Raw genomic sequence first — 25144 nt, 5'->3', positions numbered from 1 at the left:
GTGAGGAAGCCTTTGTTTATGTTGCAAATATAACGACAAACGCCTCAAACGGAACTGTAACTCAGACTCGATTTTTCGTAAATAGTGCCAAAGAAGTTTAAAGAAATGTAAAGATTAGCTTTCTAATGTGTTGATATGTAAACAGTTGCGTTTTTAAATTGTAACCCTTCATCTATGATTCAGGCTAAAACGTTAGGCTTTTTATCAAGAGCAAACGTTGAGGGTCTCTATTATGAAAAAATTAATTACTATCTCAGTTGCTGTTTTAGGTTTGAGTTTGATACCTATGGAAGCAAACGCGAAACATGATCGTGACCACGATAGATACGAACATAAGCACGAACGTAAAAAGCATAAAAAACATAAAAAACACCACAAACATCACCATCATCATGACAGACATGATCGTTACGATAGATACGACCATTACAGCTACCGTGACTTACCACCCGGTTTATACAAAAAAGTAGGGTATGGTGGTGGCTTACCACCTGGTTGGTATAAGCGTTATCACCATGGTGATATTCTTGACCGTGATATATATCGTCATGGGCGAGTGATTAAACGTCGCGACCGAAATGGCATTATTGCCATCGAAATCGATGACCGCCTTATTCATCTAGTACACGATACGCGAGAGATTTTATCAATCGTTACTCGCCATCGTTAATCCTGTCAAAAGCCGCTTAGCGGCTTTTTTTAGCTGGTTTCATACCCAGTTCAGAAAAACTTGCTACGCTTAATTGGGACTCATAGAAGGAGCACTCGCATGAAAGCATTGTTAACAGTTGCAGTGATAGGTTTAAGCCTAGTGACGGCTGGCGCACTTGCAAAAGATAAAGACAAGGATAAGGGCAAAGATAAAAGTCTACCACCTGGCCTTGAAAAGAAACTTGATAATGGTGGCGATTTACCACCCGGTTGGCAGAAGAAATTACGTAAAGGCGATATTCTTGACCGTGATATTTACCGCCGCGGTAAAGTGATTAAATCTCGAGATAGAGATGGTCTAATCTCAATTCAAGTTGACGATACTGTCGTGCGTTTAGTGGAAGACACCCGAGAAATTATTTCTATTCTGAGCCGCTAGTTTTGCTTGAATCGATCATGACTTATGGATTGGGTTCACTATTGGCCATGCTGCTAGTGGTCTCAATCTTGCCATTTTCATATTCCCAACATTATTTAATTCGCAGTTGTGACTTTGTACGCTTGCAAGTGGTTTACCTTGCTTGTGCGAGTTTAATTGCTGCAAGCTATTTAATCAGTCGCACGGGCTCCGCGCCTTATATTGGTTGTGCTCTGGCGAGTATCGTCGTGTTGCTTTTACAAGTTGGCTGGATTTACCCTTACACAAGGCTCGCTAATAAAGAAGTTGCTTCAAGCAATAAAACCGATAAGCACAGTATTCGCATTATGTCGGCAAATGTACTGATGTCGAACACTGAATATGACAAACTCATTGCTTTAGTTAACACGCACCAACCAGACTTACTCATTACGTTAGAGTCTGATCAAACTTGGCAGAATGAACTGAGCAGTTTAGAGCAAGAATACCCGTATCGAGTGTACTGCCCAAAAGATAATCGTTATGGTATGCACTTGTACAGCAAGTTTAAAATTAAACAACAGCAAGTTTGTGAGCTTATAGAAAGCGATATCCCCTCAATCCATATTTTGTTTGAAGATGCAGATGGCGTAGAAGTTCAAGGGCATTTTATTCATCCTGCACCTCCGAGCCCCACGGAAGAAGACAGCTCACGGCCGCGTGATACTGAACTAATTATCTTAGCAAAAGCACTTAAAAACAGACTGCGACCTTGTATTGTTGCAGGAGATCTAAATGATGTTGCTTGGTCGCGAAGTACCCGTTTGTTTATGCGTATTAGTGGCTTGTTAGACCCACGTAAAGGCCGCGGCTTTTTTAATACCTTTCATGCCAGTTATTTCTTTATGCGCTGGCCACTTGATCACCTTTTTCATAGTAATGAGTTTAGTGCTAAGCGTATTGAGCGTTTGGCAAAGTATGGCTCAGACCATTTTGCACTTCTTACAGAGCTTGTTTATAACCCCGATTCTGACAACCAAAAACAACAAGAGCAGATTGATAAAGAAAAAGCAGTGGATGAGTTAAAAATGCCAGCAGCCTCGAAGCAACAAGTGCCAATGTTTAATACCAACCCGCAATAATACTTAATCATTTTGAGGGATAAAACCTGTCGCTAACTGCGTTAAAAATTTCTCATTTAGAACAACTAAATAACGAAATTTTTGCCTTGTTATCAACGAGGTTTTATTGCCTCAAAATAGACTACTTAATTAAGCGGATTGGTATGAAAAGTGATAACTTTATTCAGGACGGCACAATCAGATATAAAAAAGGGCTCTAATGAGCCCTTAATAGTGATTAGTCGTTGACCATAATGGTTTTGATATTAACAAATTCTCGTAGTCCAAAACCGCCATGTTCACGGCCATAGCCACTGTCTTTTACACCGCCAAATGGTAAGTTCGGTTGCGCAAGACCATAACCATTGATATTTACCATACCGGTGTCAAAGTGAAGCTTTGCAAGCTCAATGGCTGCTTGTTCATCTTTTGAGAAAATACCGCCGCCAAGACCATAGCGTGAATCATTAGCAATTTGCATTGCCTCAGCGTTATCTTTGGCTCGAATAAGTGATGCCACAGGGCCAAATAATTCATCGTCATAAGCGGGCATGCCCGGTTTGATATTTTCAAGCAAGGTCGGGGTGTAATAAAAGCCGGTGTGTTCAGCAACTTTACCGCCCGTGATAATAGTAGCACCTGCATTTACAGAGTCAGTGACTTGCTGATGAAGCTGATCGCGCAGATCTTTACGAGCCATTGGGCCAAGCGTGGTTTTTTCATCGTTCGGATCGCCAAGAACAACTTGCTCAAATTGCTCTTTGATTAGAGCTTTAAAATCATCATATAAAGCATCAACCACAATAAAGCGTTTTGCCGCAACACAGGTTTGTCCGTTATTGATCAAGCGCCCTTGCGTACATGCGGTAATCGCCGTATTTAAATCAGCGTCATCAAGTACGATGTATGCATCGTTACTGCCTAATTCGAGCACGGTTTTCTTAACCTGTTTAGCTGCTCGCTCTGCGACTTTTTTGCCTGTGCCATCGCTGCCAGTAAAGGTTACACCACGAATCGCTGAGTGATCTATTAGTTCGCTTGCGGTTTTACCGTCAATAAGTAAGTTCTTAAAGCAATAATCGTCAAAACCAGCCAGTTTAAATAACTGTTCAATCTTTTCGGCCATGCCAAATACATTACCAGCATGTTTTAGCACTGTGGTGTTACCTGCCATAACATTCGCGCAAGCATAGCGAATGACTTGATATAGCGGGAAGTTCCATGGTTGGATACCAAGTATTACACCAATTGGTTGGTAACTAATAATTGCATGTCCGTCTTGCATATCTCGCTTTTCATCGCCAAGCACTTTTGGTCCCTGCTCAGCGGTATAACGACAAATTGCTGCACAAAGCTCAACCTCCTGAAGGCCCTGTTGGTAAATCTTACCCATTTCATCGGTCATTAGTTGTGCTAATTCTTGTTGATTAGAATCAATTACTTGTGCAAGTTTATTAAGTAATTTTGCGCGGTGCTCATGGGATGTAGTGCGCCATTTTAAAAATGCTTGATGACATTGGTCAACTTCACTCTGTGCTTGTTGCAGTGACAATAAGTTATAAGTCTTGATCGTTTGTTCATTAGTTGGATTGATTGTAGTAACAGTATCAGTCATCATTATCTCCTTACAAAGTTGTAGGAGCTAGTCTGCAAAGCTAATACCTATTTTTTGCGTTTTATAGCTTATTGTTTTAGAAGATTTTTATTTTTCAGTTAGCTTTTGAGAAACTTAAACTTTGTAAAAACTGCATTAGGTTGAAAAACTTACAAGGAATATGTAATGACAAATTCTGTGTTAAAAACTGAACTTGCGATTATTCAAGCGCCGATGGCGGGTGTGCAAAATGCCAAACTGGCAGTCGCTGTGTGTGAAGCTGGAGGGCTTGGCTCTTTACCTTGCGCTATGCTCTCAGCAGAGCTGCTAAAATCAGAACTTGATTATCTTAGCCAGCATACTGATAAGCCTTACAATCTTAACTTTTTTTGTCATCAAACACCCGACTATACCCTGGCTCAGCAAACGGCTTGGCATAATCTGCTTACACCTTATTTTGATGAGTTTGCTGTCGATGTCTCACAATTTACCCGTAATGCTTCGCGCCAGCCAATTAATCAACAAATAATAGATATTATCGCACCTTACGCGCCTGCCGTTGTAAGCTTTCATTTTGGTCTACCAAGTAGAGAGATTGTTTCTCAGATAAAAGCGTGGGGCGGAACGGTTCTTTCATCAGCAACAACGTTAGATGAAGCGCGTTGGTTACAAACAAATGGAGCCGATGCGGTTATTGCACAAGGGATTGAAGCTGGCGGCCACCGCGGCCATTTTTTATCAATGGATTTATCGCTGCAACCAACCACTGCGCAATTAGTGCGAGAATGTGTAGAGCTTGATATACCTGTTATTGCAGCAGGTGGAATTTGCACGGCAGAAGATGTCGCCCAATACCAAGCATTAGGTGTCGCAGCAGTGCAGGTGGGGAGCGCTTACTTACTTTGTGAAGAAGCGACAACAAGTGCTTTACATCGTGAAGTATTAAAAACAGTTGCGCCAGACTCAACTGAATTGACGACCTTATTCTCTGGTCGTCCAGCACGAGGTATTAGCAATCGAGTCATGCAAGAGTTAGGAGCTATGCCAGAGCAAGCGCCGCCTTTTCCGTATGCGTCGATTGCGATGACCGCATTACGTGCAAAAGCTGAAGCCAAAGGCGATAGTGGTTTTTCACCACTTTGGTGTGGTGAGCGCTTTATTGTTAGAGAAGGTATTAATGCTCAGCAAATTACTGAACTACTAATGCAAGGTTGGCAATCTTGACAGATACCCAGTTACTCCCGCTCGGTGATAGTTACCATCAGCTAGCCTGTGAATTTCGTAACAAACTTGCAGGGCAATGCGCTATAAAGCGGTACGCTAAAGGTGATACTTTATTACAGCAAGGCGATGAGCAAGATGCGGGTTACTTAATTATATCAGGGGTGCTTGGTGCATTACATGCATCATCGCAAGGCACACAAAAGTGTAAAGAGTTTTACTTTCAAGATGAGTTTGCACTGCTTTATGGGAACTGGTTGACTAAAACCCCTGCGCTCTATCAACTCAAAGTAATACGTGATGCTGAGCTTATTAAGGTGCCTTTGGTTTTATTTGATAGTACTGACTGGCAAGCAATTAAACATCAATTAATTAGTCAGCAATTATTGTTTAAAGAAGCAAAAGAAGCGTTTTTATTACTCAATACGCCAGAGCAACGTTATCAATATTTATTAGATCAAAAACCGCACTGGCTTGAGCAATTAAGCTTAAACGATGTTGCTATGTATTTAGGGATTTCAGCGATTTCTTTATCGCGAATTAGACGACGTCTTAACTTAAGTTAAGGCGCAGCAAAACAGTGAACATTACACTGCTGATTTTTCAGGAGTCGTTATGTTTATTTTATCTCAGTGCTTAGTTGCCATTGCCACATTACTCGATTTGGCTTCTTTTCAGTTTAAACAAAGACAAGCTATTTTAGCTTGTTTGTTTAGCTCGGTATTACTGACATCAGTGCATTTTATGCTGCTTGATAATTTCAGTGCTGCAAGCTTAATGTTGATTGCAGCACTACGTTATGGCTATTGTATTTTTGCGCGCAAAACTTGGGTGATGATAGCGTTTATGCTTTTGAGTATTAGCGCAGTACTATTAACATTGCATAGCTGGGTTAGCTTTATCGCACTGGCAGCAACGTTAATGCAAACCTATGCTTCATTCCAAGGCAAAGATTTTACCTTACGCCTGTTGATGATTGTCGGCACTGTGTGCTGGATAGTTCACAATTTATTAGCGTTTTCACCACTAGCAGTGGTAATGGAAACTGTGTTTTTAATAAGTAATTTAGTGGGCTTATGGCGCTTTTATGCTAACCCTAAGCCCGCTTAAATTTTATTTAAGACTTACCTAGCATGCGGCTCAGCATGCCATCTTTGTCAACAAACTGGTGTTTAAGTGCAGCAGCAACGTGTAAGGCTAAAATCACCACGATAATGAGCACTGAACTGTGGTGCACAAAGCTGCCTGCATCTGCAAGCCAAGGTGTTTTTTCTGGTGCGCTCAATAGCTCAAACTCAAAGAAGCTAATTGCACGACCGCCCGCATAGCTCATGATAAATCCAGATAACGGCATAGCTAGGGTCGCAAGTAATAATAAGCCATGAGTGAGGTGAGCAATTACGGTTTGCCATTTAGGCATATCAGATGTTGCAGGTAATGCGCCTTCTTTTATGCGCCAAATAAGCCTTGCGATGGCAAAAACTAATACTACTAAGCCCATTGATTTATGCCATCCCATATAAGTAAATTTAGCGGGTGGCTCGGCAAAATCAGCAACATAAATGCCCATCGCAAATACGCCGATAAACAAAATGGCAACGGTCCAATGTAACAGGATGGTTGGCTTAGAAAGGGCAGCTACTTTACTCATGGTTGACTCTCATAATTGGCTTTAATTATAAGTATAGACTGCCCCAATAGCTGAGGGTTGCGTAAAGTAATGTAAAAAACTTAAAGAGTGTCAGCAATCAGCTTTAATAAAAAGGTCTCGCGCTGAATCGATAAGCCCTGTTTTTCACTCATTGCCATGGTGGTTTCGTTGTGTGCGATGGCATCAAATATATTCACCCACTTAGGTTGCATGCCATTTTGCACTTCGTAGTGCTCCATTTTTGGGTCTGCAAATTCATCGCTAATTTCACAGAAGTAGCAATAGGATTTGATATGAACACAATCAAAGTCGTCTTTATACCAAGGCCTCACTTCTTCGTATAATCCTAGAGGCTGCTTTATTTGAATTTGTAATGCCCCAGTTTCTTCATGAAGTTCTCGCAGGAGCCCTTGCTCAATACTTTCGCCTTTATCAACCCCGCCACCCGGTAAACTGTAGTCATCATAACGAGCGGTGTATAAAAGTAGTATTTGTTCACCTTTTAAAACAATGGCGCGGGCAGTGTTACGAATAAATACAGTGCCGTAGTCGTTTCCTAAACTTGGGTGAATAACTTTTCTTAATAACTTCATATGATTACAACTTAATAACTTAAAATAAGTACAGCTCAGCTTAATTTTGAGTAGGCAATAATAACCCGTTTCTAGTATTTTTCTCACTTTTTACCCTAAAGTGGAACTAAATGCAGTAATATGGTCGTAATTTGAATTCAATTAGTATCTAACGCGCTTTATTTTATTTTTATTGGAACTAAGCGTAGAATGATTAAAAAAGCTTATGGAATAAATATGTTAAACGTACTTTTAGTTGATGATGACAGTGAGTTTAGTGATGTAGTTTGTCACATTGTTGAGTTCCTCGGGCACAATATAAATACCGCAGCGAACCTTGCTGAAGCTGAGCAATGGTTTGAAAACAACACGTTTGACCATGTTTTTTTAGATTTTATGTTGCCAGATGGCAGCGGTCTACATTTGCTTGAGCACTTAAAAGCAATCGGTCAATCGCCTCGTGTTACGTTAATCTCAGGGCATCCTTCAGTAAAGGGTAAGTTGGCTGAAATGTGTGAGCCTAATGTTGGTCACCTAGTCAAACCACTACAACGAGAAGATATAGAACGGGTACTCAACCCGAAAAAAGCAAGCCCTAAGAAAAAAGCAACGCCAGCTATAAAGCGCCACTTTGGCACCTTAATTGGTGAATCTGAGGTGATGCAAAAGCTTTACACTATGATTGAGCGTGTTGCAGCAACTTCTGCCAATGTAATGTTGATGGGGGAAAGTGGTGCTGGTAAAGAAGTGGTTGCTCAGGCAATTCACAACGCCACTGAGTGTGATGGCCCTTTAGTAGCAACTAACTGTGGTGCATTTTCTAAAGAGCTGATTGGTAGCGAACTTTTCGGCCATGAAAAGGGCGCATTTACAGGCGCTATTGCACGTAAAGAGGGGGTGTTTGAGCAAGCTGCTGGTGGTACTTTGTTTTTAGATGAAGTGACAGAAATGCCCATTGATATGCAGCCAAACTTACTGCGTGTACTCGAAAGTAAAAAAGTAACTCGAGTGGGTGGAACCAAAGAGCAAGCGGTAAATTGCCGCGTTATTTCTGCAACCAACCGCACCTTGACCGACCTTGCGCAAAATAATGTTATTCGTGAAGACATCTACTTTCGTTTAGCGGTATTCCCTATTGATATTCCACCGCTTCGTGAGCGCAAAGAAGATATTCCATTGCTTGCCAATGCTTTTTTAGAGCAGCTTAATGATGAAAACGGCACCGACTTTAAATGGCAAGCAGCGCAAATCAAAGAACTTGAGGCCCATGATTGGCCTGGTAACGTGCGTGAACTTCGCCATGCTATACACCGTGCCTTTATCATGAGTGACCCTAAAGGCTCCGTTATTACTTTACCTGATTCGTTAGAATCACCGTTTTCTAAAGTGAATAAAGAGAGCCAAGCAAACCAAGTTGTTGCAGGGCAAACCATTGAAGAAGTTGAAAAAGAATTGATCCACGCGACTTTAGATAAAGTACAAGGTAATAAGACGATTGCTGCGCAAATGCTGGGGATCAGTACGAAAACACTTTATAACCGTTTAAATGCTTATGGGGGCATTGGCGAATACAAATAACTAAGGATAGCTATGAGTAACAACGAGTCTTTACGAAAAATGGTGCACGATGCTCGTGCACCGCTAAACCGTATTTCGATGAATGCAGAGTTAGTTAAGCTCGTATTAGAAAATGATATGCCTAAGCAAAAAGCGCTCGAGGCATTAGATAAAATAATTACAAACTGTCAGCAGTGCAGTGAACACTTACAAGAAATAAGTGACACTCACGCAGCAGATTGAGCACTCATTGATTGGGAAGCAAATGCAAAAACAAAAAGGAAAAATAGCGGTCAGTTGGGCTGGCTTTATTGCCGTGGTGCTGTGTATCGTGGTGGCGAATGCTTTTTTAGCCCTCAATAGCATTCGCTCTCTAACAGAAACACAAAGTAGTCTTGATAATACTAACTCACTTAATACTGCAATAGAGCGGCTACATTTATCTGTAGTACAGGCTGAGTCAGGTCAGCGAGGTTATCTTCTTAGTGACCGAGAAGATTATTTACTGCCTTACAATGATGCTATCGCTTCAATGCAAGCGCAGATCATGCTTGTGAAAAGCTTGCATTCAGAAATTCCCGGTCAAGCAGACCGCATTGCTCGTTTAATTCATTTAGTAAACGATAAAGTCGCAGTGATGACTAAAACCACCGATCTGGCTCTTGCAAATAAAGACGTGAAAGCTCGCCGCTTGTTATTAACAGACCAAGGTCGTGATTTATATAAAGATATTCGCGCTGGAGTTGATGAAATTCAAATGCGTGAGCTTAATTTTAAAATAGAGCAGTTTGCAAAGCTCTCACAAATTAAAAACGAAGCGAAGTTAACATTTGCGATTACTGCAGTGACAAGTGCTTTACTGCTTATTGGTATGTTTGTGTTAACCCGTATCAACATACGCAATCAAGCTAAGTACCGAGCTGACCTTGAAAAACAAAACGAAAACTTGGCGGCAAAGGTTGCAGAACGAACGCAAGAGTTAACCATCTATTCAGATGAGCTAAGTCGCTCAAATAGAGAGCTTGAAGACTTTGCCTTTGTTGCAAGTCATGATTTACAAGAACCACTGCGTAAGATTCAAGCCTTCAGTGACCGCCTTGAAAAGATGTTTAAAGATGAGCTCGGCGAAAAAGGGGTTGATTACATTAATCGTATGAAAAATGCCGCTCAGCGTATGTCTAATTTAATCAATGACCTACTTGAATTCTCACGCGTAACCACTCGTGGTAAGGACTTTGTTGATACAGATTTGAATGAAGTCGTTGCAGAGGTACTTGATGATCTTGAAATCGCAATAAAAGAATCTGAGACCACGGTTAACCTCGATACCTTACCGCATATTCAAGCAGACCCGAGTCAAATGCTACAGTTGTTCTTAAACATTCTGTCGAATGCAGTAAAGTTTAGACGTGAGAATGTTGCGCCTGTCATTGATATTGCATATCAGCGAATTTCAGAATTTAGCGAAGTTCATCACACTGATGTAGAGTGGGAAGTTATTACAATTTCAGATAACGGAATTGGCTTTTCAGAAGAATACCTAGAAAAAATATTTGTTCCGTTCCAGCGGTTACATGGCCGTTCGCAATACAAAGGCACAGGCATAGGACTATCGGTTTGTCGCCGTATTGTGGAGCGCCATGGCGGAGAAATAACAGCAAGTAGTCACGTTGGTGAGGGTGCAAGCTTCACTCTTAAATTACCCGTGGAAACATCGCTTTTCACACTACAAGGAGAGGCGTAATGCCACTTAATAAAGTTAAACCAATAACCATTTTAATGGCTGATGACGACGAAGATGATCGTTTATTAACCCAAGATGCATTGGCCGAAAGCCGTGTATTAAACGAGCTGTTTTTTGTTGAAGACGGTGTAGAACTGCTTGAATACCTTGAGCGTAAAGGCAAATTTAGTGAAAAAGAAAGCTCACCGCGCCCGGGCTTGATTTTACTCGATTTGAATATGCCGCGTATGGACGGCCGTGAAGCTTTACAAGCAATCAAAGCTAACCCTAACTTGAAGGGTATTCCGGTGGTGATTTTAACTACATCAAAACAAGAAGAAGATATGGTTAAAGGCTACGACTTAGGGGCTGCATCATACATTACTAAGCCAGTTACTTTTGAAGGTTTAGTCGAGTTAATGCAAACATTAGGGAAATACTGGGTAGAGTTTGTAGAGCTGCCAACACCACAGAACGATTAATTCCAATTTGCGATAATATTTTATTAAGCAAATTGCTATAAGGAATAAGAATGTTAGATAAGGTAACCCGATTACTCTTAGTAGAAGACGACGAAGACGATTATATTCTTACTTGCGACTACCTAGAGCAATTAGGTTCCCATACATTCGATGTTGAGTGGTTAAGTTGCCCTGAACAGGCCATCAGTGTGCTGAGCGAAAACAAGCATGATATTTGTTTGTTAGATTATCGTTTAGGTGCCTCTGATGGTTTAGAAGTGCTAAAACGGGCCGTTGATAATGGTTTTCGCGGTCCGATTATCATGCTTACCGGGCAATCAGATGAAGCTCTCGATTCTGCAGCGCTTGATGCCGGTGCGGTTGATTACCTTGTTAAAAACGAGATGAACTCTAGCCGTTTTGCCCGCGCTATTCGTTATGCGTTAGCACGACGAGATGTTGAAGATGAGCGTGTTGAACGCTTAAAAGCCGAAGCAGAAAACCGTTCTAAAGACCGTTTTTTGGCGCATTTAAGCCATGAGTTACGTACGCCCCTGTCATCCATCTTGGGTTATACCGAGTTACTAATGCAAAGTGGTAAGAACCAGCATGCTCAAAACGAGCTGGGTGTGATTTACCGAAATGGTAAGCATCTTCTGAGCTTACTTAATGATGTGCTCGACCTATCAAAAATTGCTGCTGATAAACTTGAGCTCAATTGCAGTGATGTCAATTTAGATAGCCTAATGGCGGACGTTTATACCTTAATGCGCGTCTCAGCCGTTGATAAAGGCTTAACACTTAAATTTGAATCTCAGCAAGCCTTACCTTTAGTTGTCAACACAGACGCGACGCGGTTACGCCAAATCCTGATTAACATCATCAACAATGCAATTAAGTTTACTAACCAAGGCGAGATCACAGTGCGTGCTTGGACTGCTTGGGTTAATGAGCGCGAAATGCTGTTTTTTAGTATTAAAGACACAGGTCTTGGAATCCCAGCCGAAAAACAAGCTTTGATCTTTAAACCATTTGAACAAATTGCTGATGTAGAATCCCGAGATGTCGGTGGAGCAGGGCTTGGCCTTGCCATTTGTTCTGAGCTACTTAATCGAATGCAAGGCTCAATTGAGCTTGAGTCTACGCAAGGTGTGGGCTCAGAATTTACCCTTTCTATCTACCCGGGCAACATTCGTGATGTTGAGCGCCAAGTACTGCGTTTTGATTCAAACCCAGATTGCCAACAAAAATTAGCCACCCTTGAAACCAGTGGTCGGGTATTAGTGGTCGACGACTTAAAAGATTTACGTAACCTAGTAGGTCATATGATCACTATGACCGGTGCTGAAGTGGAATACGCAGAACACGGTAAACAAGCTATTGAGAAAGTCGCTAGTGCAGAACAAGCGGGTGAGCCTTTTGATATTGTTTTTATTGATTTGCATATGCCGGTTATGGGCGGTAAAGAAGCCACTATTGAACTTCGTAAAATGGGTTATCAAGGGCCAATTATCGCGCTTACTGCAGCCACCATGAAAGGGGTGAAAACTGAGTTAAGCGCGCTGGGTTTTAACGATATGATTGCCAAGCCGGTTGATTCTGGGTTGCTTTACCAAGTGCTTAATCATTATATTTGCGAAGGCAATACTGCACCTGTGGTTGAGCAAGACGACAGCCCTGAAATGACCAACCAAAGCACGCGTTATTTATTGGTTGAAGACGACAGTGATGCGGCACAGATTACCCAATTATTGCTTGAAAGCTTAGGTGTTGAAACTGTCATAGCGCCAAGTTGTGCCGCTTGTCTTGAGACACTTAGTGACGACCAAAATTTTGCTAAAGTATTACTGGATATGCATTTGCCTGATGGTGGAGGGCTAGATTTAGCAAAAGAAATTAAACAGCGCCACCCCGACTTAAAATTAGTCATTGTAAGTGGCGCCGAACCAGAGCCAGAAAGAATTAAACAACTTGATATAGAACAAGTGCTGTTAAAACCGATTAATCTTGGCTTGTTATCCGAGCTTATTGCTGACTAATTGAATGCCTGACTACAAGTTCAGGTTCAAATAGCGTTTGTAACGGCGGTGTTTGTTTTTGATAAACTTGGTTTAACACCCAGTCAGCAGCCATGCGGCCCATTTCATTTATGGGGTAATTAATGGTGGTTAATTGTGGGTAAACGTGACGGGTGAAAAACACGTTATCGTAGCCCATAATCGACAATTGCTTAGGTAACGTTAGCCCTAAATCACGTGCGCTTGCCATGGCACCCACTGCCATTTCATCATTAGCACAGATAAGCGCCGTGAATGGATGCGTTTGTTGATGAAGCGCTTTTAACCCCTCATAACCGCTCGCTTCCATGAAATCACCTTGAAATAAGAGGTTTTCATCAAACTCAAGGTTAAACTCAGCCAGCGCTTGTTTGTGGCCTTCTAGGCGGTCTTTGACATCTTGCTTCCAAGCTGGTCCACTGATGTAGGCAATGTCTTTATGACCTTGTTCTAGAACATGTTTAGTCGCTAGATATCCGCCTTTTATATTATTAAGCAAAATGCAGCGGTCACTGAGTTCGCTGATATAGCGGTTGATTAGTACAAACGGAGTACGGCCTTTGCTAAGTTTAATTAGGTAGTCGTCGCTGACAGCTTCAACATGCAAAATAAGCGCATCGCAGTTACGGCTAATTAAAAATTCAATCCCTTGTTTTTCTCGTTCTTCATCACTGTGACCTGCAGCAATAATCAGGTGTTTGCCTTGATTACGAAAGGTATTTTCAATGCCGCTCATCATAGGCCCGTAAAACGGACCTTGTAATTCAGAGACCAGTAGACCAACACTGTTCGAGCAATTTGATGCCAGTGACTGAGCAATTGAGTTAGGTCTATAGCCAAGCTCATCCATTGCGGCAGTGACCTTTTTACGTGTTGCATCACTGACATTTGCATTGTTGTTCATTACTCGCGAAACGGTTGCAAGAGAAACGCCTGCAAGTTTCGACACCTCGTAAATGGTGGCCATGTTATTCCTTTTTAAACAAAGTTATGGATGCTTTTTTAACGATAAATCGGCACTGATCCGCTCAACCGTTTGATTATCAAGAATATACCTTTTCATGATAAATGCGACAAGCATACTACCTATTGCTGGGTAAAGGGTAAATGAAATTAAGATACCCGAGAGCGTGTGTTCACTGAGTTCGGTATTGGCTTCATAGCCATAAAATGCCAATAACCAACCTGCAATGGCACCGCCAAGAGCAAGGCCAAGCTTAATAAAAAAGACCACGCTTGCGTAGACTAGGCCTGTTAGCCTTTCACCGGTTTTCCATTGCCCATAATCTATGGTGTCGGCCATTTTTGCCCACAGTAACGGAGTTGCCATTTGCGTGAAAAAACACCACAAAAAGTACACCGCAAAGGCAAGTGCAAGTTGTTCGCCCGGCAACCAAAACGCCACGCAACTAATTGCCGCAGAGATGTATTGCAAACGAATATAGGCGGTTTTCTTATCAACGCGTTTACTGAGTGGGTTTGCACAGGCACAGCCCAGAATATTACCTATCATGCCGATGGTAACAAAGTAGGTGACCAACTCGGCTTCACCAAGTACATATTTTACATAGTAAATGGCAAGGGTGGTGCGCAGTACCATACTGGTTAACAGCATAAATGCAGCAAAGCACAACACTTTAAATGGGCCATTTTGCCATAGCGTGTTCATACGGGTTTTCCAGCTCAACGATGAGCTGTTATGAGCAGCTACGCGCTCTTTGGTAAAGCGAAAACAAATCAAAAATAAGATCACACCTAAGCCGCTCATCAGGGCCATAGTGAGTTGGTAGCCCGTGGCGTTATCACCTTTGCCAAGCCAGTTTACCAAAGGCAAAGTACAGGCACTGACAATTAAGCCGCCCAGCATACCAAACACAAAGCGATAAGATTGAATGGATACTCGCTCTTTAGGGTCGCCACTTAATACCCCACCTAACGCTGAGTAAGGAATGTTAATCGCGGTGTACACCAGCATCAGCAAAGTGTAAGTGATAAAGGCGTAAATGACTTTGCCTGACTCAGGCAAGTCTGGCGTGGTGAAGGTGATCATGCTGATCACCCCAAATGGTAAAGCGAGCCAAAGTAAGTAGGGGCGATAGCTTCCCCACCTAGTGCGAGTTGAATCGGTTAAGGCTCCCATTAATGGGTCGGTGATGGCATCAACGACTCTCACCACCAAAAACAAGGTGCCAACAATCGCGGGTGAAATACCAAATATATCAGTATAGAAAAAAGTTAAAAATAACATCACCGTTTGAAAGATGATATTACTTGCTGTGTCGCCTAATCCGTAGGCTATTTTTTCTCTTTTTGTCAGCATGTGTGTTCTCGATTGTTGTTATTTTTATCGCTGTTTGAGTAGCGCGCGATATTGTTTTGCGCTTTCTTTTAAAATGCGTTGTTGGCTTTGGTAGTCAATATAAACTAACCCAAAGCGCTTTTCGTAGCCATAGGCCCACTCAAAGTTGTCCATTAAGCTCCACGCAAAGTAGCCTTGAATATCGACGCCTTGGCGAATTGCATCACACACTGCATTTAAATGAGTGTGATAATAATCTACGCGTTCTATGTCGTTCACTTCACCATTTTCTAATGTATCGGCCATGGCTGCGCCATTTTCGGTAATATACATTTTTGGTAAATCATATTGCTGATGCAATGATACTAAAAGCTCTGTTAAACCTTGTGGGTAAACTTCCCAGCCCATATCGGTAACACGAACATCCGCAAGGTTTGCTTCTTCAAACCAGCCATCAGCGGTATTTTTGTAGTGTATGCGGGTATAATAGTTAACGCCAATAAAGTCGACGGCTTGACGAATAATTGCCATATCGCCAGCAATAATAATTGGTTTAACTTCATCTGCTAAATCATCCATTAAAGAGGGGTAAGCACCTTCTAAAACCGCTTTGATATACCATTGATTGTGGTATTGATCAGCAAGCTCTGCGGCTTTTTTATCATCTTCGGTTAAAGGATACGTTGGGCTGAAGTTTAATACGATACCTGCTTCTGTGCTTGGGCAGTTTTTACGTAATACTTGCATAGCAAGGCCGTGGGCGAGTAGTAAGTGGTGCGCTGCTTGTCGGCCAGCTTGTTGTGATTTTATGCCAGGTGCATGTACACCCACTTCATAGCCTAAATAAGCGCTACAAAATGGTTCGTTCAAGGTGGCGAATGAATCAACCAAATGGCCTAAATGTTGAGTAACAAGTTCGGCATAGTCTTTAAATTTATAGGCTGTTTCGCGATTTAACCAGCCGCCATTATCTTCAAGGTATTGAGGTAAATCCCAGTGATATAAGGTGACATAGGTTTTTATGTTACGCGCTTTTAAAGCCGTTAATAACTGAACATAAAACGCCATACCTTGCTCGTTAACCGAGCCATCTTGCTGCATGACCCTTGGCCACGAAATAGATAAGCGGTAAGCATCGACAGCCAAATCTTCAATCATCTCGACATCTTGCTGCCAACGTGCAACATGGTCACAAGCTACATCGCCATGGCTTTGGTCAGCAATAGCGCCAGGCTTTTCGCAAAATGTATCCCAGATACAATCAAGGCGCTTATCGCGTGCCCCTTCAATCTGGAATGAAGCTGTTGCCACACCGAACGTGAACTCGGGCTTGAGTAAAGATGAATCTGGTAACAGTGAAATTGATTTATACACAGTAGATACTCGTCCTTCGGGTTAAGTGTAAGGCTTAGTAAATTAGAGCTTAGACTCAGTTGTAAGCGCTTACAATTTTTCTGCAAATAAATTGCTAAATATGATTTATATGTTATAAATGTAAGCGCTTACATTTAATGTTGCAACATATTTCGCTATTTGCTGTTAGTGATTAAGTATTAAACCTTGCTGTAACAAACTGATAAATATAATTAACTAGAGAAGAAAATTATGGCTCATGTTTCAACCCCTGTGTCGGCTGCTGCAAGCCAAGCAGATATGCCTAAGCAGCACTTTGCGCTGGCATCATTGACCACATTATTTTTTATGTGGGGATTCATAACCTGTCTGAATGACATTTTAATCCCTTATTTAAAAGGTATGTTTTCACTTAACTATACGCAGGCTATGCTCATTCAATTTTGCTTCTTTGGTGCGTATTTTGTGATGTCGATCCCTGCTGGAAAGTTGGTCAGTCGTATTGGCTACCAGTTTGGTATCGTGGTTGGCTTAGTGGTCGCAGCCGTGGGGTGTGCGCTGTTTTACCCAGCTGCGGTTGCCCATGTGTACGAATTATTTTTACTAGCCTTGTTTGTCCTTGCCTCGGGCATCACGATTTTACAAGTATCTGCCAATCCTTATGTAAGTGTACTTGGTCCGCAAAAAACAGCATCTTCGCGTTTGACTATGACACAAGCATTTAACTCGTTAGGAACCACGGTTGCACCAATTTTTGGTGGTTGGTTAATTCTATCTGAGGTTAGTCAAGCCACCGCAGAAGAAGTGAAACTCCCTTATTTAATGTTGTCGTTAAGCTTGTTGGTACTTGCGGTTATCTTTGCATTTTTAAAACTGCCAAAACTAGGTAAAGAAAGTGATAGCGAAGCGGCACATCAAGATTTAGAAGATTTTGTTGATTTAGGCAGTGTTTGGTGTTACCGCCACCTCATTTTAGGTGCTGTAGGTATTTTTGTGTATGTGGGCGCAGAAGTGGCGATTGGTAGCTTTTTGGTGGGCTTTTTGACCCTAGATAACATTGCTGGTTTACCAGAAAATGAAGCTGCGCATTATATTAGCTACTACTTTGCAGGAGCCATGGTTGGCCGCTTTATTGGCGCTGCTGTAATGCAAAAATTTAATGCAGGTAAGGTACTGGCGTGCCATGCCTTATTGGCAGTACTGCTGGTTGTGATTGCTATGACGGGTGAGGGCAGCCTTGCTATGTGGGCAATTTTGCTTGTGGGATTATGTAACTCGATTATGTTCCCAACCATTTTTAGCCTTGCTTTACACGGCCTTGGCAAATACACCTCAAAAGGATCAGGCATTTTATGTTTAGCGATTGTAGGGGGGGCGATTATTCCATTACTACAAGGCGTATTAGCAGATTCTATTGGCGTGCAAATGGCGTTATTCTTACCAATCGCCTGTTATTTATATATTACTTACTTTGCGCTGGTTGGCTCAAAAGTATCAACTCAGACTTCATAGGTGCAAAAAATGAAATTGAAAAAAACATTCACTCTCTGTTCGTTAATGATGGCAAGCGTCAGCATGCTAGGTTGTACTGGACAAGATAAGGTGACCAACGTGAGCACTGAGCAAGAAATTTGGCCAAATATCGAAACGGGCATTGCAGCAAATCCAGAAATGGAAGCACAAATTGCGAAAATGTTGGCAAATATGACCCTTGAGCAAAAAATTGCGCAAATGATCCAGCCAGAAATTCGCGATATAACCGTTGAAGATATGCGTAAATATGGCTTTGGTTCTTACCTCAATGGCGGTGGCGCATTCCCTAATAATGATAAACATGCCAGCGCTGCAGATTGGATTGATCTTGCTGAAAAAATGTATCAAGCCTCAATTGATGACTCGCTCGATGGCAGCTCAATTCCGACTATGTGGGGTACCGATGCCGTGCATGGTCACAATAACGTAATTGGTGCGACATTATTTCCACACAACATAGGTTTAGGTGCAACAAACAACCCTGAGTTAATCGAAAAAATTGCCGCCGCTACCGCGCAAGAAGTGATGGTAACTGGTATCGACTGGGTATTTGCACCAACTGTGGCTGTTGTTCGTGACGACCGTTGGGGCCGAACTTATGAAGGCTATTCTGAAGACCCTGAAATTGTAAAAGCGTATTCAGCAGCCATTGTTAAGGGGTTGCAAGGTGCGGTTGATGACGACTTTTTATCTGATAAACGTGTGATCAGTACGGTTAAACACTTTTTAGGTGATGGCGGCACAGAAGGTGGTGATGACCAAGGTAATAACACGGCATCTGAGCAAGAGTTATTTGATATTCATGCGCAAGGTTATGTAGGCGGCTTAGGTGCGGGGGCGCAAACCGTAATGGCGTCATTCAACAGCTGGAATGGTGAAAAAATTCATGGCAGTAAATACCTACTTACCGACGTGCTAAAAGATAAAATGGGTTTTGATGGTTTTGTTGTTGGTGACTGGAACGGCCACGGTCAAATTCCGGGTTGTACTAATGGCAACTGTGCGCAGGCTGCAAATGCGGGTCTTGATGTGTACATGGTACCGACAGATGCATGGAAACCACTTTACGAAAACCTTATTAAGCAAGTTAAAAGTGGCGAAATTGCACAAAGCCGTATCGATGATGCAGTAACACGTATCTTACGTGTAAAAATGCGCGCTGGTTTGTTTGATAAGCCAAGCCCTGCCAAGCGTCCGCTTTCAGGTAAAACAGAGATCATTGGTAGTGCAGAACATCGCGCAGTTGCAAAACAAGCAGTCCGTGAATCACTAGTACTACTGAAAAATAAACAACAGTTGTTACCGCTATCAGCAAATGCAAATGTATTAGTTGCCGGCCAGGGCGCAGATAACATTGGTATGCAGTCAGGTGGCTGGACAATCACATGGCAGGGTACAGGTAACGAAAATAGTGACTTCCCGGGTGGCTCTTCAATTTTTGATGGGATCAAAAATACAGTTGAGCAAGCAGGAGGTCAGGTTCAATACAATGTGAATGGCGAATTTGAATCTAAGCCAGATGTCGCGATTGTGGTGTTTGGTGAACAGCCGTATGCAGAAGGTAATGGTGATTTAGATAACCTTGAATACCAACGTGGTAATAAAACTGATTTAGCCCTGCTTAAAAAGCTAAAAAATGCCGGTATTCCTGTGGTGTCGCTATTTATTAGTGGCCGCCCAATGTGGGTGAATGCAGAGCTGAATGCCAGTGATGCGTTTGTCGCAACTTGGTTACCAGGCAGTGAAGGTGATGCAATCAGCGATGTTATCTTTAAAAAGCAAGATGGTTCTATCAATCATGACTTTAAAGGTAAGTTATCGTTCTCGTGGCCAAATAACCCGGTAGGTAACCAAAACCGTGGTGATAAAGATTACGCGCCACTATTACCTTATGGCTTTGGTTTAACTTACCAAGATAAAAATACATTAGCAGATGACCTTAGCGAAAAATCACAAGTTGCCGCTAAATTAGAAGACTTAGTATTATTTGAACGTGCCGTAAAAGCACCGTGGTCACTGCAACTACAAAGTGGTTCTGAGCAACAAGCCATGACCAGTAGCCGTGCAGCCCTTAACGCTGTTAGCGTAAAAACCTTTGATAAAGACGTACAAGAAGATGCGCGCGCAATCAGCTTTAATGGTAAAGAAGCGGCTGCGGTTCGTTTAATGGCTGCGTTCCCATCAGATTTACGTTCATACGTTGAAAAAGCGGGTCAACTGCAAATGCAGATTAAGGTAGACCAAGCTGCTGATGCGCCGCTAATGCTAGGTATGCAATGTGGTGAAAACTGTGACGGCCAATTTGATATTAGCAAACAGCTTAAAGCAGTAAATGATTGGCAAACACTAACGGTAGATTTGAGCTGCTTTGCAGAGCAAGGTGTGCAGCTTGGGCAAGTATTCTCGCCTTGGCAATTAGCCACTGAAGGTGCATGGCAAGTATCAATTGCTAAACTATCAGTAACGAGCGCGCACACCGAGGACGCAACAGTCTCATGTCAGTAAAATCGTATGCTGTTATTTTGCTAACAGGTGCGCTTAGTGCCTGTCAGCAAACCCCAGCGCCTGTCAAAGCCAGCCTAGGAGAAGGCTGGCAGTTAGTTTGGCAAGACGAATTTTCGCAAAATGATCTCGACCTAACTAAGTGGCAACATGAAGTAAACTGTCGAGGTGGCGGTAATGATGAGCTGCAATGCTATACCGCGCGTAGCGAAAACAGTTTTGTTAAAGATGGCCTATTGCATATTGTTGCTCGCCAAGAGCAATACACTGGGCCGTTGCATAATAGCGATGAAGTGAGTAGCGATGCTGAGCGAGAAAAACAAGCGACTCAGCCGTTCACTTCTGCTCGTTTACGCACTAAAAACTTAGCTGATTGGCGATACGGGCGGTTTGAAATTCGCGCTAAATTGCCAGCAGGGCAAGGCGCGTGGCCAGCAATTTGGATGTTACCAACTGATTGGCGTTATGGTCGCTGGGCATCATCAGGCGAAATAGACATCATGGAAGCAGTTAATCTAAAGACTCTCACTGATGACAAAACAGCGCCAGCTGGCAGCCTTGAAACGCGCGTACACGGCACCTTGCATTACGGTGGTCCTGCACCCAAAAATGTTTACAGCGGTTCGCCGTACCGTTTTAGCGAAGCTAATAACCCGGCTGATAACTTTCATGTTTATGCCCTTGAATGGCAGCAAGATGAAATTCGTTGGTATGTTGATGATGTTCACTATGCGACATTTCGCCACGACCAGTGGTATTCAACATCACAACAACAAGACGGCTCGTTTATAGAAAATACCGGCTTTGCTCCGTTTGATCAGCGTTTTCATTTACTGCTTAACTTTGCAGTAGGCGGAAACTGGCCAGCAAATGTGAATGATAAAGGTGTTGATTTTGCAGGTTATCCTAAGCAAATGCTGGTGGATTACGTACGTGTTTTTCAATGTAGTAAAAATAGTGAAACAGGTATCGGCTGTGCAACAACACAGCCATCAGCAACACTAATAAAGGGTAAGAACAATCCGCAATAGTACTTAATTAAGCGGATTGGTGTCAGTGAATTATGAACCAAGAGCCTGCAGATGCTTCGCCGAACTCGTTGCATCCGCTGGCTTTTGGTTCATTCTATCGGTTGAGTTTTTGCAGTAATAGCTGCCTTACTCTTCTGGCCGTTAGTTCGTCGATATCGGCTAATATCCCTTGCGCAGGCTCAGCAACGTGGCTTGCTAAATCCACATCATTAGCAAACACATAATGATTAAAGAGTTGCTGCCATTTTTGTTTATGCTCGTTTGGCAAGTCTTTAATTGCCAGCATACTGTGCAGCATGGCATCAAATGGGTTTGCTAAATACTCTGGGGCTTGTCGCCACCAATAGTTCACCAACACATTAAACGGACTGGTTGCGCTAACCTGATGCCACCAAAGTGCTGGAATATAAATAGCATCGCCAGGGCCAAGAGTTGCCGATTGCGCCTTTGCTACAGCCTCTTTAAAACGTGGAAAGCGGCTGAAATCAGGGTTATTAAAATCAACCAAGCTAATCGCTTGCCCTGCGGGTGTAAATTCGAGTGGACCCACGTAAAGGTTATTGACCTGTTCCGTTGGCAACAGAGTAAACGTACGCTTACCCGCAGCAACACAAGCTAGGTTATCGGCATTGTCATAGTGAGCCGCAATCTGACTATGATTTCCCACCCAGAGGCTGGTTAGGCAGTTATAATCGGTTACTGTTAATGGGTTTTCAACACTAAAGCCCGGAGCGCAATACTCCACAGCAGTAGAGCCCATATACAGTGAATCACTGTCGGTTTGTGTGAGTGAACGTGCTAATTTTTGCAGTACAGAAACTAAGTTATCGGCGTGCTGTGAGAAATTAAGCCCTGAGAAATCAGCGTTATAAAAATAGCGACCCTGATGAATCGCTTGGCTGCTAAAACTGCGTACTGGGGCGTTATTGGCAAGCCCTAAAAGGTAGTCTAAGGCGTTTTTAGAACCTTGTTTAGCGGCAATAACTTGGGGCCAATTAGCGCAGAGACCTCTGATGACCAGTGGCTCAGTTAGCTCAGCTAAAAACGCTTTTAGATCAGCAATGCTTGAAGCCTGGCATTCTTTTATTGGCGCAGCCGCAAACATTACTGCTGAGCCCATTTTTTATTAAGCAAATGAGGAATGTGCTCCATTGATGCCAGCACCATATAAACAGCTTGTAGGTCACCTTGCTGTTGTAACTGCTTAAGTTGTTCAGCGGTTAAGCCATTGAGTACCTGTTGGTTAATAGTATAAAAGCCGCTCACTGTGACTTTTTCGCCATTTTTATCTGCATATTCAATACTGAAAGCTTCGAGTAGATTAACGCTAAGTAAACGCTCAAAAAACTGATTAATTGTTTGGTGTTCTTGATGTAACGCGTTAAGTACTTGAGCAATATGATTTAAGTATTTGCTATTTCCACCATGTTCAAGGAAAATGGCTTCGCCATCATGTGTGCTTATGCGTGGGCTGTCTAAATCAATATGTACCACCAGAGATTGCTCAGGAATACCATTGTTATACTGAGTTTGTTGACCAATTAAAAATGGCTGGCGCTGCATACTTAGCGGTAAGTAACTCAGTTGCAATTCGCCTTGCTCGTTTAGCAGCAAGTTCTCACCATTTTCAAAACCAAATAAAGCGAGGGCTTCAAATTGACCTGTTTGCGGGTGCTTACGAAATACGATAGGTTGATTTGCTTGAACTTTAGCAAACTCACTAGGAAACACGGTAGTGCAGCTAATATTGTCGCCCCAGTTAGCACCGCGTGTGGTGATCACTTTTAGGTCTTTATGGCTGATGTTATCAAGTAAGACATGATTGGCCATTGGGCCTCCTAATACTGAGATTAAATAGGTTGTATACCAAATTGCTGAATATGATTTAACAGCTCGCGGTTAGTGGGTAGTTGTTGCAATCCGCGTTTGGCTTGTTGTTGGTTAGCACTAAAATGCTCAATAATAGCCGCAGGCATTGCAAGTACAGGAAATTGTGGCAATTGCTTCATTCCATAAAGTACATACTGGTAACTGGCTGCAGAGAAGACCTCTTGAGCGCGGTCAAAGTCGTTTAACCACGGACTTTGATATTGCCAAAGTGCTAAGTTTTCTTGAAGTTGCAGAGGAATTGAGTTTGCCTCTTTATGAGCTTGCCAATAAGGGCTTGTGCGCTTTGACAACACATAATGCAGCTTTAAAAACTCAATGATACGTTGCCAGCGATAATGGCACTGCTCATCAAAACGTTTTGCCAGTGTCGGCATTGCAGCACGATGTGTTGGGAAATTAGCAAGTAAGTTATTAAGGCCAAGCTCCACCATGACTAACGCTGAGGCTTCAAGTGGCTCAATAAAGCCTGCAGACATACCAATAGCTAAACAGTTTTTATACCAAAAACGGCGTCTATAGCCGGGCGTAAAACTAATTTCACGAAATATCAGTTCATTTTGTGCTGTGCCAGGCTGGGTTTTTGCAATGTACTGGCTAAGCGCTTGTTTCGCATCTTCGCTATTGGCAAAACGGCTTGAGTACACCATACCTAGACCACGGCGGCTTTGTAAGCCGATATCCCAAATCCAACCGGCATCTTGCGCCGTGGCTTTGGTATAAGAAAGGATCTCTTGCTGCGGGTTTAAATAGGGCACCTGTACGGCAACGGCTCGATCGTTAAATAACACATCGTGTTGCTCAATTAGCTCTATCCCGTAATGTTGATGTAACAGCTTTGCGTGGGTGCCAGAGCAATCAATAAATAAATCACCCGCAATAGTGCCATGATCGCGGGTTTGCAATGAACTAATATAGCCATCTTCATCACTATTGATGCATTCAACATGACTGACGATATGCTCAACGTTTAGCTTGGTCGTGCAGTGTTTTTTTAGCAGCATGGCAAACTTACCAGCATCTAAATGATAGCCATAGTTTGCTTCACCTTGATAGGCACTATGTAAGTGGTTTTTCGGTGCTTTATGGTGATCGCATAAGTAGGTTTGGCTTGCCACCGCGTGGCTGAAACTCACGGCATCTTTGTTGGCAAACCAGTAAGGTGCAATATTTAATTGCTGATACGCTACAGGTAAGCTGAATGGGTGATAATAATGAGCATCGCCTTCATCGTCGCACCAGCCATCAAAACGTGAGCCTTGTTTAAAAGACGCATCACAACGTTGAATAAATTCACTTTCGCTGATGCCGATGGTTTTTAAGGTTTGTCGCATGGTCGGCCAAGTACCTTCACCGACACCAATGGTGGCAATATCGGGCGACTCAATCAGGGTAATTTGTGCGTTGTGAGTTAAATGAGGCTGGGCAGCAATTAAACCTGCAGATAACCAACCTGCTGTACCACCACCTAAAATGACGACTTTTTTTACTTCATTCTTTTGCATGTTTAAGGCCATCTCAAATGCTATGTAGA

The 25144-nt window shown here is 42.6% G+C and carries 23 protein-coding genes; 14 read left to right on the top strand and 9 right to left on the bottom strand.

Annotation, left to right across the window (positions count from 1 at the left end):
- Positions 1–232 precede the first annotated feature (232 nt).
- From JIG37_RS21075 to JIG37_RS21065, 3 genes are all read left to right on the top strand, one after another.
- Entirely contained in the window at positions 233–670 is a 438-nt protein-coding gene (locus JIG37_RS21075; RefSeq protein ID WP_199530211.1) for a hypothetical protein, read from the top strand.
- Positions 671–769: 99 nt separating this feature from the next.
- Positions 770–1090: a hypothetical protein gene (locus JIG37_RS21070; RefSeq protein WP_054552620.1), complete on the top strand. Its 321-nt coding sequence runs from the start codon at positions 770–772 to the stop codon at positions 1088–1090.
- 17 nt (positions 1091–1107) lie between these two features.
- Positions 1108–2190, top strand: a complete 1083-nt coding sequence (locus JIG37_RS21065; RefSeq protein ID WP_199530210.1) for an endonuclease/exonuclease/phosphatase family protein — start codon at positions 1108–1110, stop codon at positions 2188–2190.
- 217 nt (positions 2191–2407) lie between these two features.
- Here JIG37_RS21065 and JIG37_RS21060 read toward each other — a convergent pair whose 3' ends face one another.
- Positions 2408–3784 (bottom strand): NAD-dependent succinate-semialdehyde dehydrogenase, encoded by a 1377-nt coding sequence (locus tag JIG37_RS21060; RefSeq protein ID WP_138600346.1) that lies wholly within the window; start codon positions 3782–3784, stop codon positions 2408–2410.
- 165 nt (positions 3785–3949) lie between these two features.
- On the opposite strand from JIG37_RS21060, the gene JIG37_RS21055 reads away from it, so the two are divergent.
- From JIG37_RS21055 to JIG37_RS21045, 3 genes are read left to right on the top strand one after another with little or no spacing between them, the layout of a single operon-like run.
- Positions 3950–4987 (top strand): nitronate monooxygenase, encoded by a 1038-nt coding sequence (locus JIG37_RS21055; RefSeq protein WP_199530209.1) that lies wholly within the window; start codon positions 3950–3952, stop codon positions 4985–4987.
- Complete coding sequence (locus tag JIG37_RS21050) at positions 4984–5550, top strand: Crp/Fnr family transcriptional regulator (RefSeq protein WP_199530208.1); 567 nt, start codon at positions 4984–4986, stop codon at positions 5548–5550. Before JIG37_RS21055 ends, JIG37_RS21050 begins: the two co-directional genes overlap by 4 nt.
- Positions 5551–5599: 49 nt before the next feature.
- A complete protein-coding gene (locus JIG37_RS21045; RefSeq protein ID WP_054552615.1) occupies positions 5600–6094 on the top strand; it encodes a YgjV family protein in 495 nt (164 codons plus the stop codon).
- A 7-nt stretch (positions 6095–6101) separates the two neighbouring features.
- On the opposite strand, the gene JIG37_RS21040 is transcribed toward JIG37_RS21045, so the two are convergent.
- Together JIG37_RS21040 and JIG37_RS21035 are read right to left on the bottom strand one after the other, a co-directional pair.
- A complete protein-coding gene (locus JIG37_RS21040) occupies positions 6102–6635 on the bottom strand; it encodes a cytochrome b (protein ID WP_054552614.1) in 534 nt (177 codons plus the stop codon).
- A gap of 80 nt (positions 6636–6715) precedes the next feature.
- A complete protein-coding gene (locus JIG37_RS21035) occupies positions 6716–7228 on the bottom strand; it encodes an NUDIX domain-containing protein (protein ID WP_187490573.1) in 513 nt (170 codons plus the stop codon).
- Positions 7229–7444: 216 nt separating this feature from the next.
- Between JIG37_RS21035 and JIG37_RS21030 the strand changes: the two genes are divergently transcribed.
- Genes JIG37_RS21030 through JIG37_RS21010 form a run of 5 tightly spaced genes read left to right on the top strand, consistent with a single transcriptional unit; the run spans position 7445 to position 12987 of the window.
- The gene (locus JIG37_RS21030) at positions 7445–8785 is read left to right on the top strand and encodes a sigma-54 dependent transcriptional regulator (protein WP_054552612.1); all 1341 of its coding nucleotides are present in this window, start codon (positions 7445–7447) and stop codon (positions 8783–8785) included.
- 12 nt (positions 8786–8797) lie between these two features.
- Positions 8798–9007, top strand: coding sequence for a histidine kinase (locus tag JIG37_RS21025; RefSeq protein ID WP_054552611.1), 210 nt, complete (start codon positions 8798–8800; stop codon positions 9005–9007).
- Positions 9008–9029: 22 nt separating this feature from the next.
- The gene (locus tag JIG37_RS21020) at positions 9030–10508 is read left to right on the top strand and encodes a sensor histidine kinase (protein ID WP_138600356.1); all 1479 of its coding nucleotides are present in this window, start codon (positions 9030–9032) and stop codon (positions 10506–10508) included.
- Positions 10508–10969, top strand: a complete 462-nt coding sequence (locus tag JIG37_RS21015) for a response regulator (protein WP_054552609.1) — start codon at positions 10508–10510, stop codon at positions 10967–10969. The genes JIG37_RS21020 and JIG37_RS21015 overlap by 1 nt, the downstream gene beginning before the upstream one ends.
- A 50-nt stretch (positions 10970–11019) precedes the next feature.
- The gene (locus JIG37_RS21010; RefSeq protein ID WP_199530207.1) at positions 11020–12987 is read left to right on the top strand and encodes a response regulator; all 1968 of its coding nucleotides are present in this window, start codon (positions 11020–11022) and stop codon (positions 12985–12987) included.
- On the opposite strand, the gene JIG37_RS21005 is transcribed toward JIG37_RS21010, so the two are convergent.
- From JIG37_RS21005 to JIG37_RS20995, 3 genes are read right to left on the bottom strand one after another with little or no spacing between them, the layout of a single operon-like run.
- Complete coding sequence (locus JIG37_RS21005; protein WP_199530206.1) at positions 12974–13972, bottom strand: LacI family DNA-binding transcriptional regulator; 999 nt, start codon at positions 13970–13972, stop codon at positions 12974–12976. The genes JIG37_RS21010 and JIG37_RS21005 overlap by 14 nt on opposite strands.
- Positions 13973–13993: 21 nt before the next feature.
- The gene (locus JIG37_RS21000; RefSeq protein ID WP_199530205.1) at positions 13994–15325 is read right to left on the bottom strand and encodes a glycoside-pentoside-hexuronide (GPH):cation symporter; all 1332 of its coding nucleotides are present in this window, start codon (positions 15323–15325) and stop codon (positions 13994–13996) included.
- A 24-nt stretch (positions 15326–15349) separates the two neighbouring features.
- Complete coding sequence (locus JIG37_RS20995; protein ID WP_199530204.1) at positions 15350–16678, bottom strand: GH1 family beta-glucosidase; 1329 nt, start codon at positions 16676–16678, stop codon at positions 15350–15352.
- A 279-nt stretch (positions 16679–16957) separates the two neighbouring features.
- Between JIG37_RS20995 and JIG37_RS20990 the strand changes: the two genes are divergently transcribed.
- The 3 genes from JIG37_RS20990 to JIG37_RS20980 are packed head-to-tail and all read left to right on the top strand — an operon-like array spanning position 16958 to position 21723.
- Positions 16958–18169: a sugar MFS transporter gene (locus JIG37_RS20990; RefSeq protein ID WP_244664423.1), complete on the top strand. Its 1212-nt coding sequence runs from the start codon at positions 16958–16960 to the stop codon at positions 18167–18169.
- Between the two features lie 9 nt (positions 18170–18178).
- Positions 18179–20695 carry a glycoside hydrolase family 3 N-terminal domain-containing protein gene (locus JIG37_RS20985; protein ID WP_199530202.1) on the top strand — a complete coding sequence of 839 codons (2517 nt, stop codon included), beginning with the start codon at positions 18179–18181 and terminating at the stop codon, positions 20693–20695.
- Positions 20686–21723, top strand: a complete 1038-nt coding sequence (locus JIG37_RS20980) for a glycoside hydrolase family 16 protein (protein WP_199530201.1) — start codon at positions 20686–20688, stop codon at positions 21721–21723. The genes JIG37_RS20985 and JIG37_RS20980 overlap by 10 nt, the downstream gene beginning before the upstream one ends.
- 94 nt (positions 21724–21817) lie before the next feature.
- On the opposite strand, the gene JIG37_RS20975 is transcribed toward JIG37_RS20980, so the two are convergent.
- Genes JIG37_RS20975 through JIG37_RS20965 form a run of 3 tightly spaced genes read right to left on the bottom strand, consistent with a single transcriptional unit; the run spans position 21818 to position 25115 of the window.
- On the bottom strand, positions 21818–22843 hold the full coding sequence (locus JIG37_RS20975; protein ID WP_199530200.1) for a cupin-like domain-containing protein: 1026 nt from the start codon (positions 22841–22843) through the stop codon (positions 21818–21820).
- Positions 22828–23553 carry a SapC family protein gene (locus JIG37_RS20970; protein ID WP_199530199.1) on the bottom strand — a complete coding sequence of 242 codons (726 nt, stop codon included), beginning with the start codon at positions 23551–23553 and terminating at the stop codon, positions 22828–22830. Before JIG37_RS20970 ends, JIG37_RS20975 begins: the two co-directional genes overlap by 16 nt.
- A 20-nt stretch (positions 23554–23573) precedes the next feature.
- Positions 23574–25115, bottom strand: coding sequence for a tryptophan halogenase family protein (locus JIG37_RS20965; RefSeq protein ID WP_199530198.1), 1542 nt, complete (start codon positions 25113–25115; stop codon positions 23574–23576).
- Between the last annotated feature and the right edge of the window lie 29 nt (positions 25116–25144).

Origin of the sequence: Pseudoalteromonas sp. bablab_jr010 (genome assembly GCF_016464105.1) — a bacterium.
GTDB classification, from domain to species: Bacteria; Pseudomonadota; Gammaproteobacteria; order Enterobacterales; family Alteromonadaceae; genus Pseudoalteromonas; species Pseudoalteromonas simplex.
The sequence above is the reverse complement of the archived record's forward strand: the minus strand, read 5'-3'. Positions and strand labels throughout refer to the sequence as shown.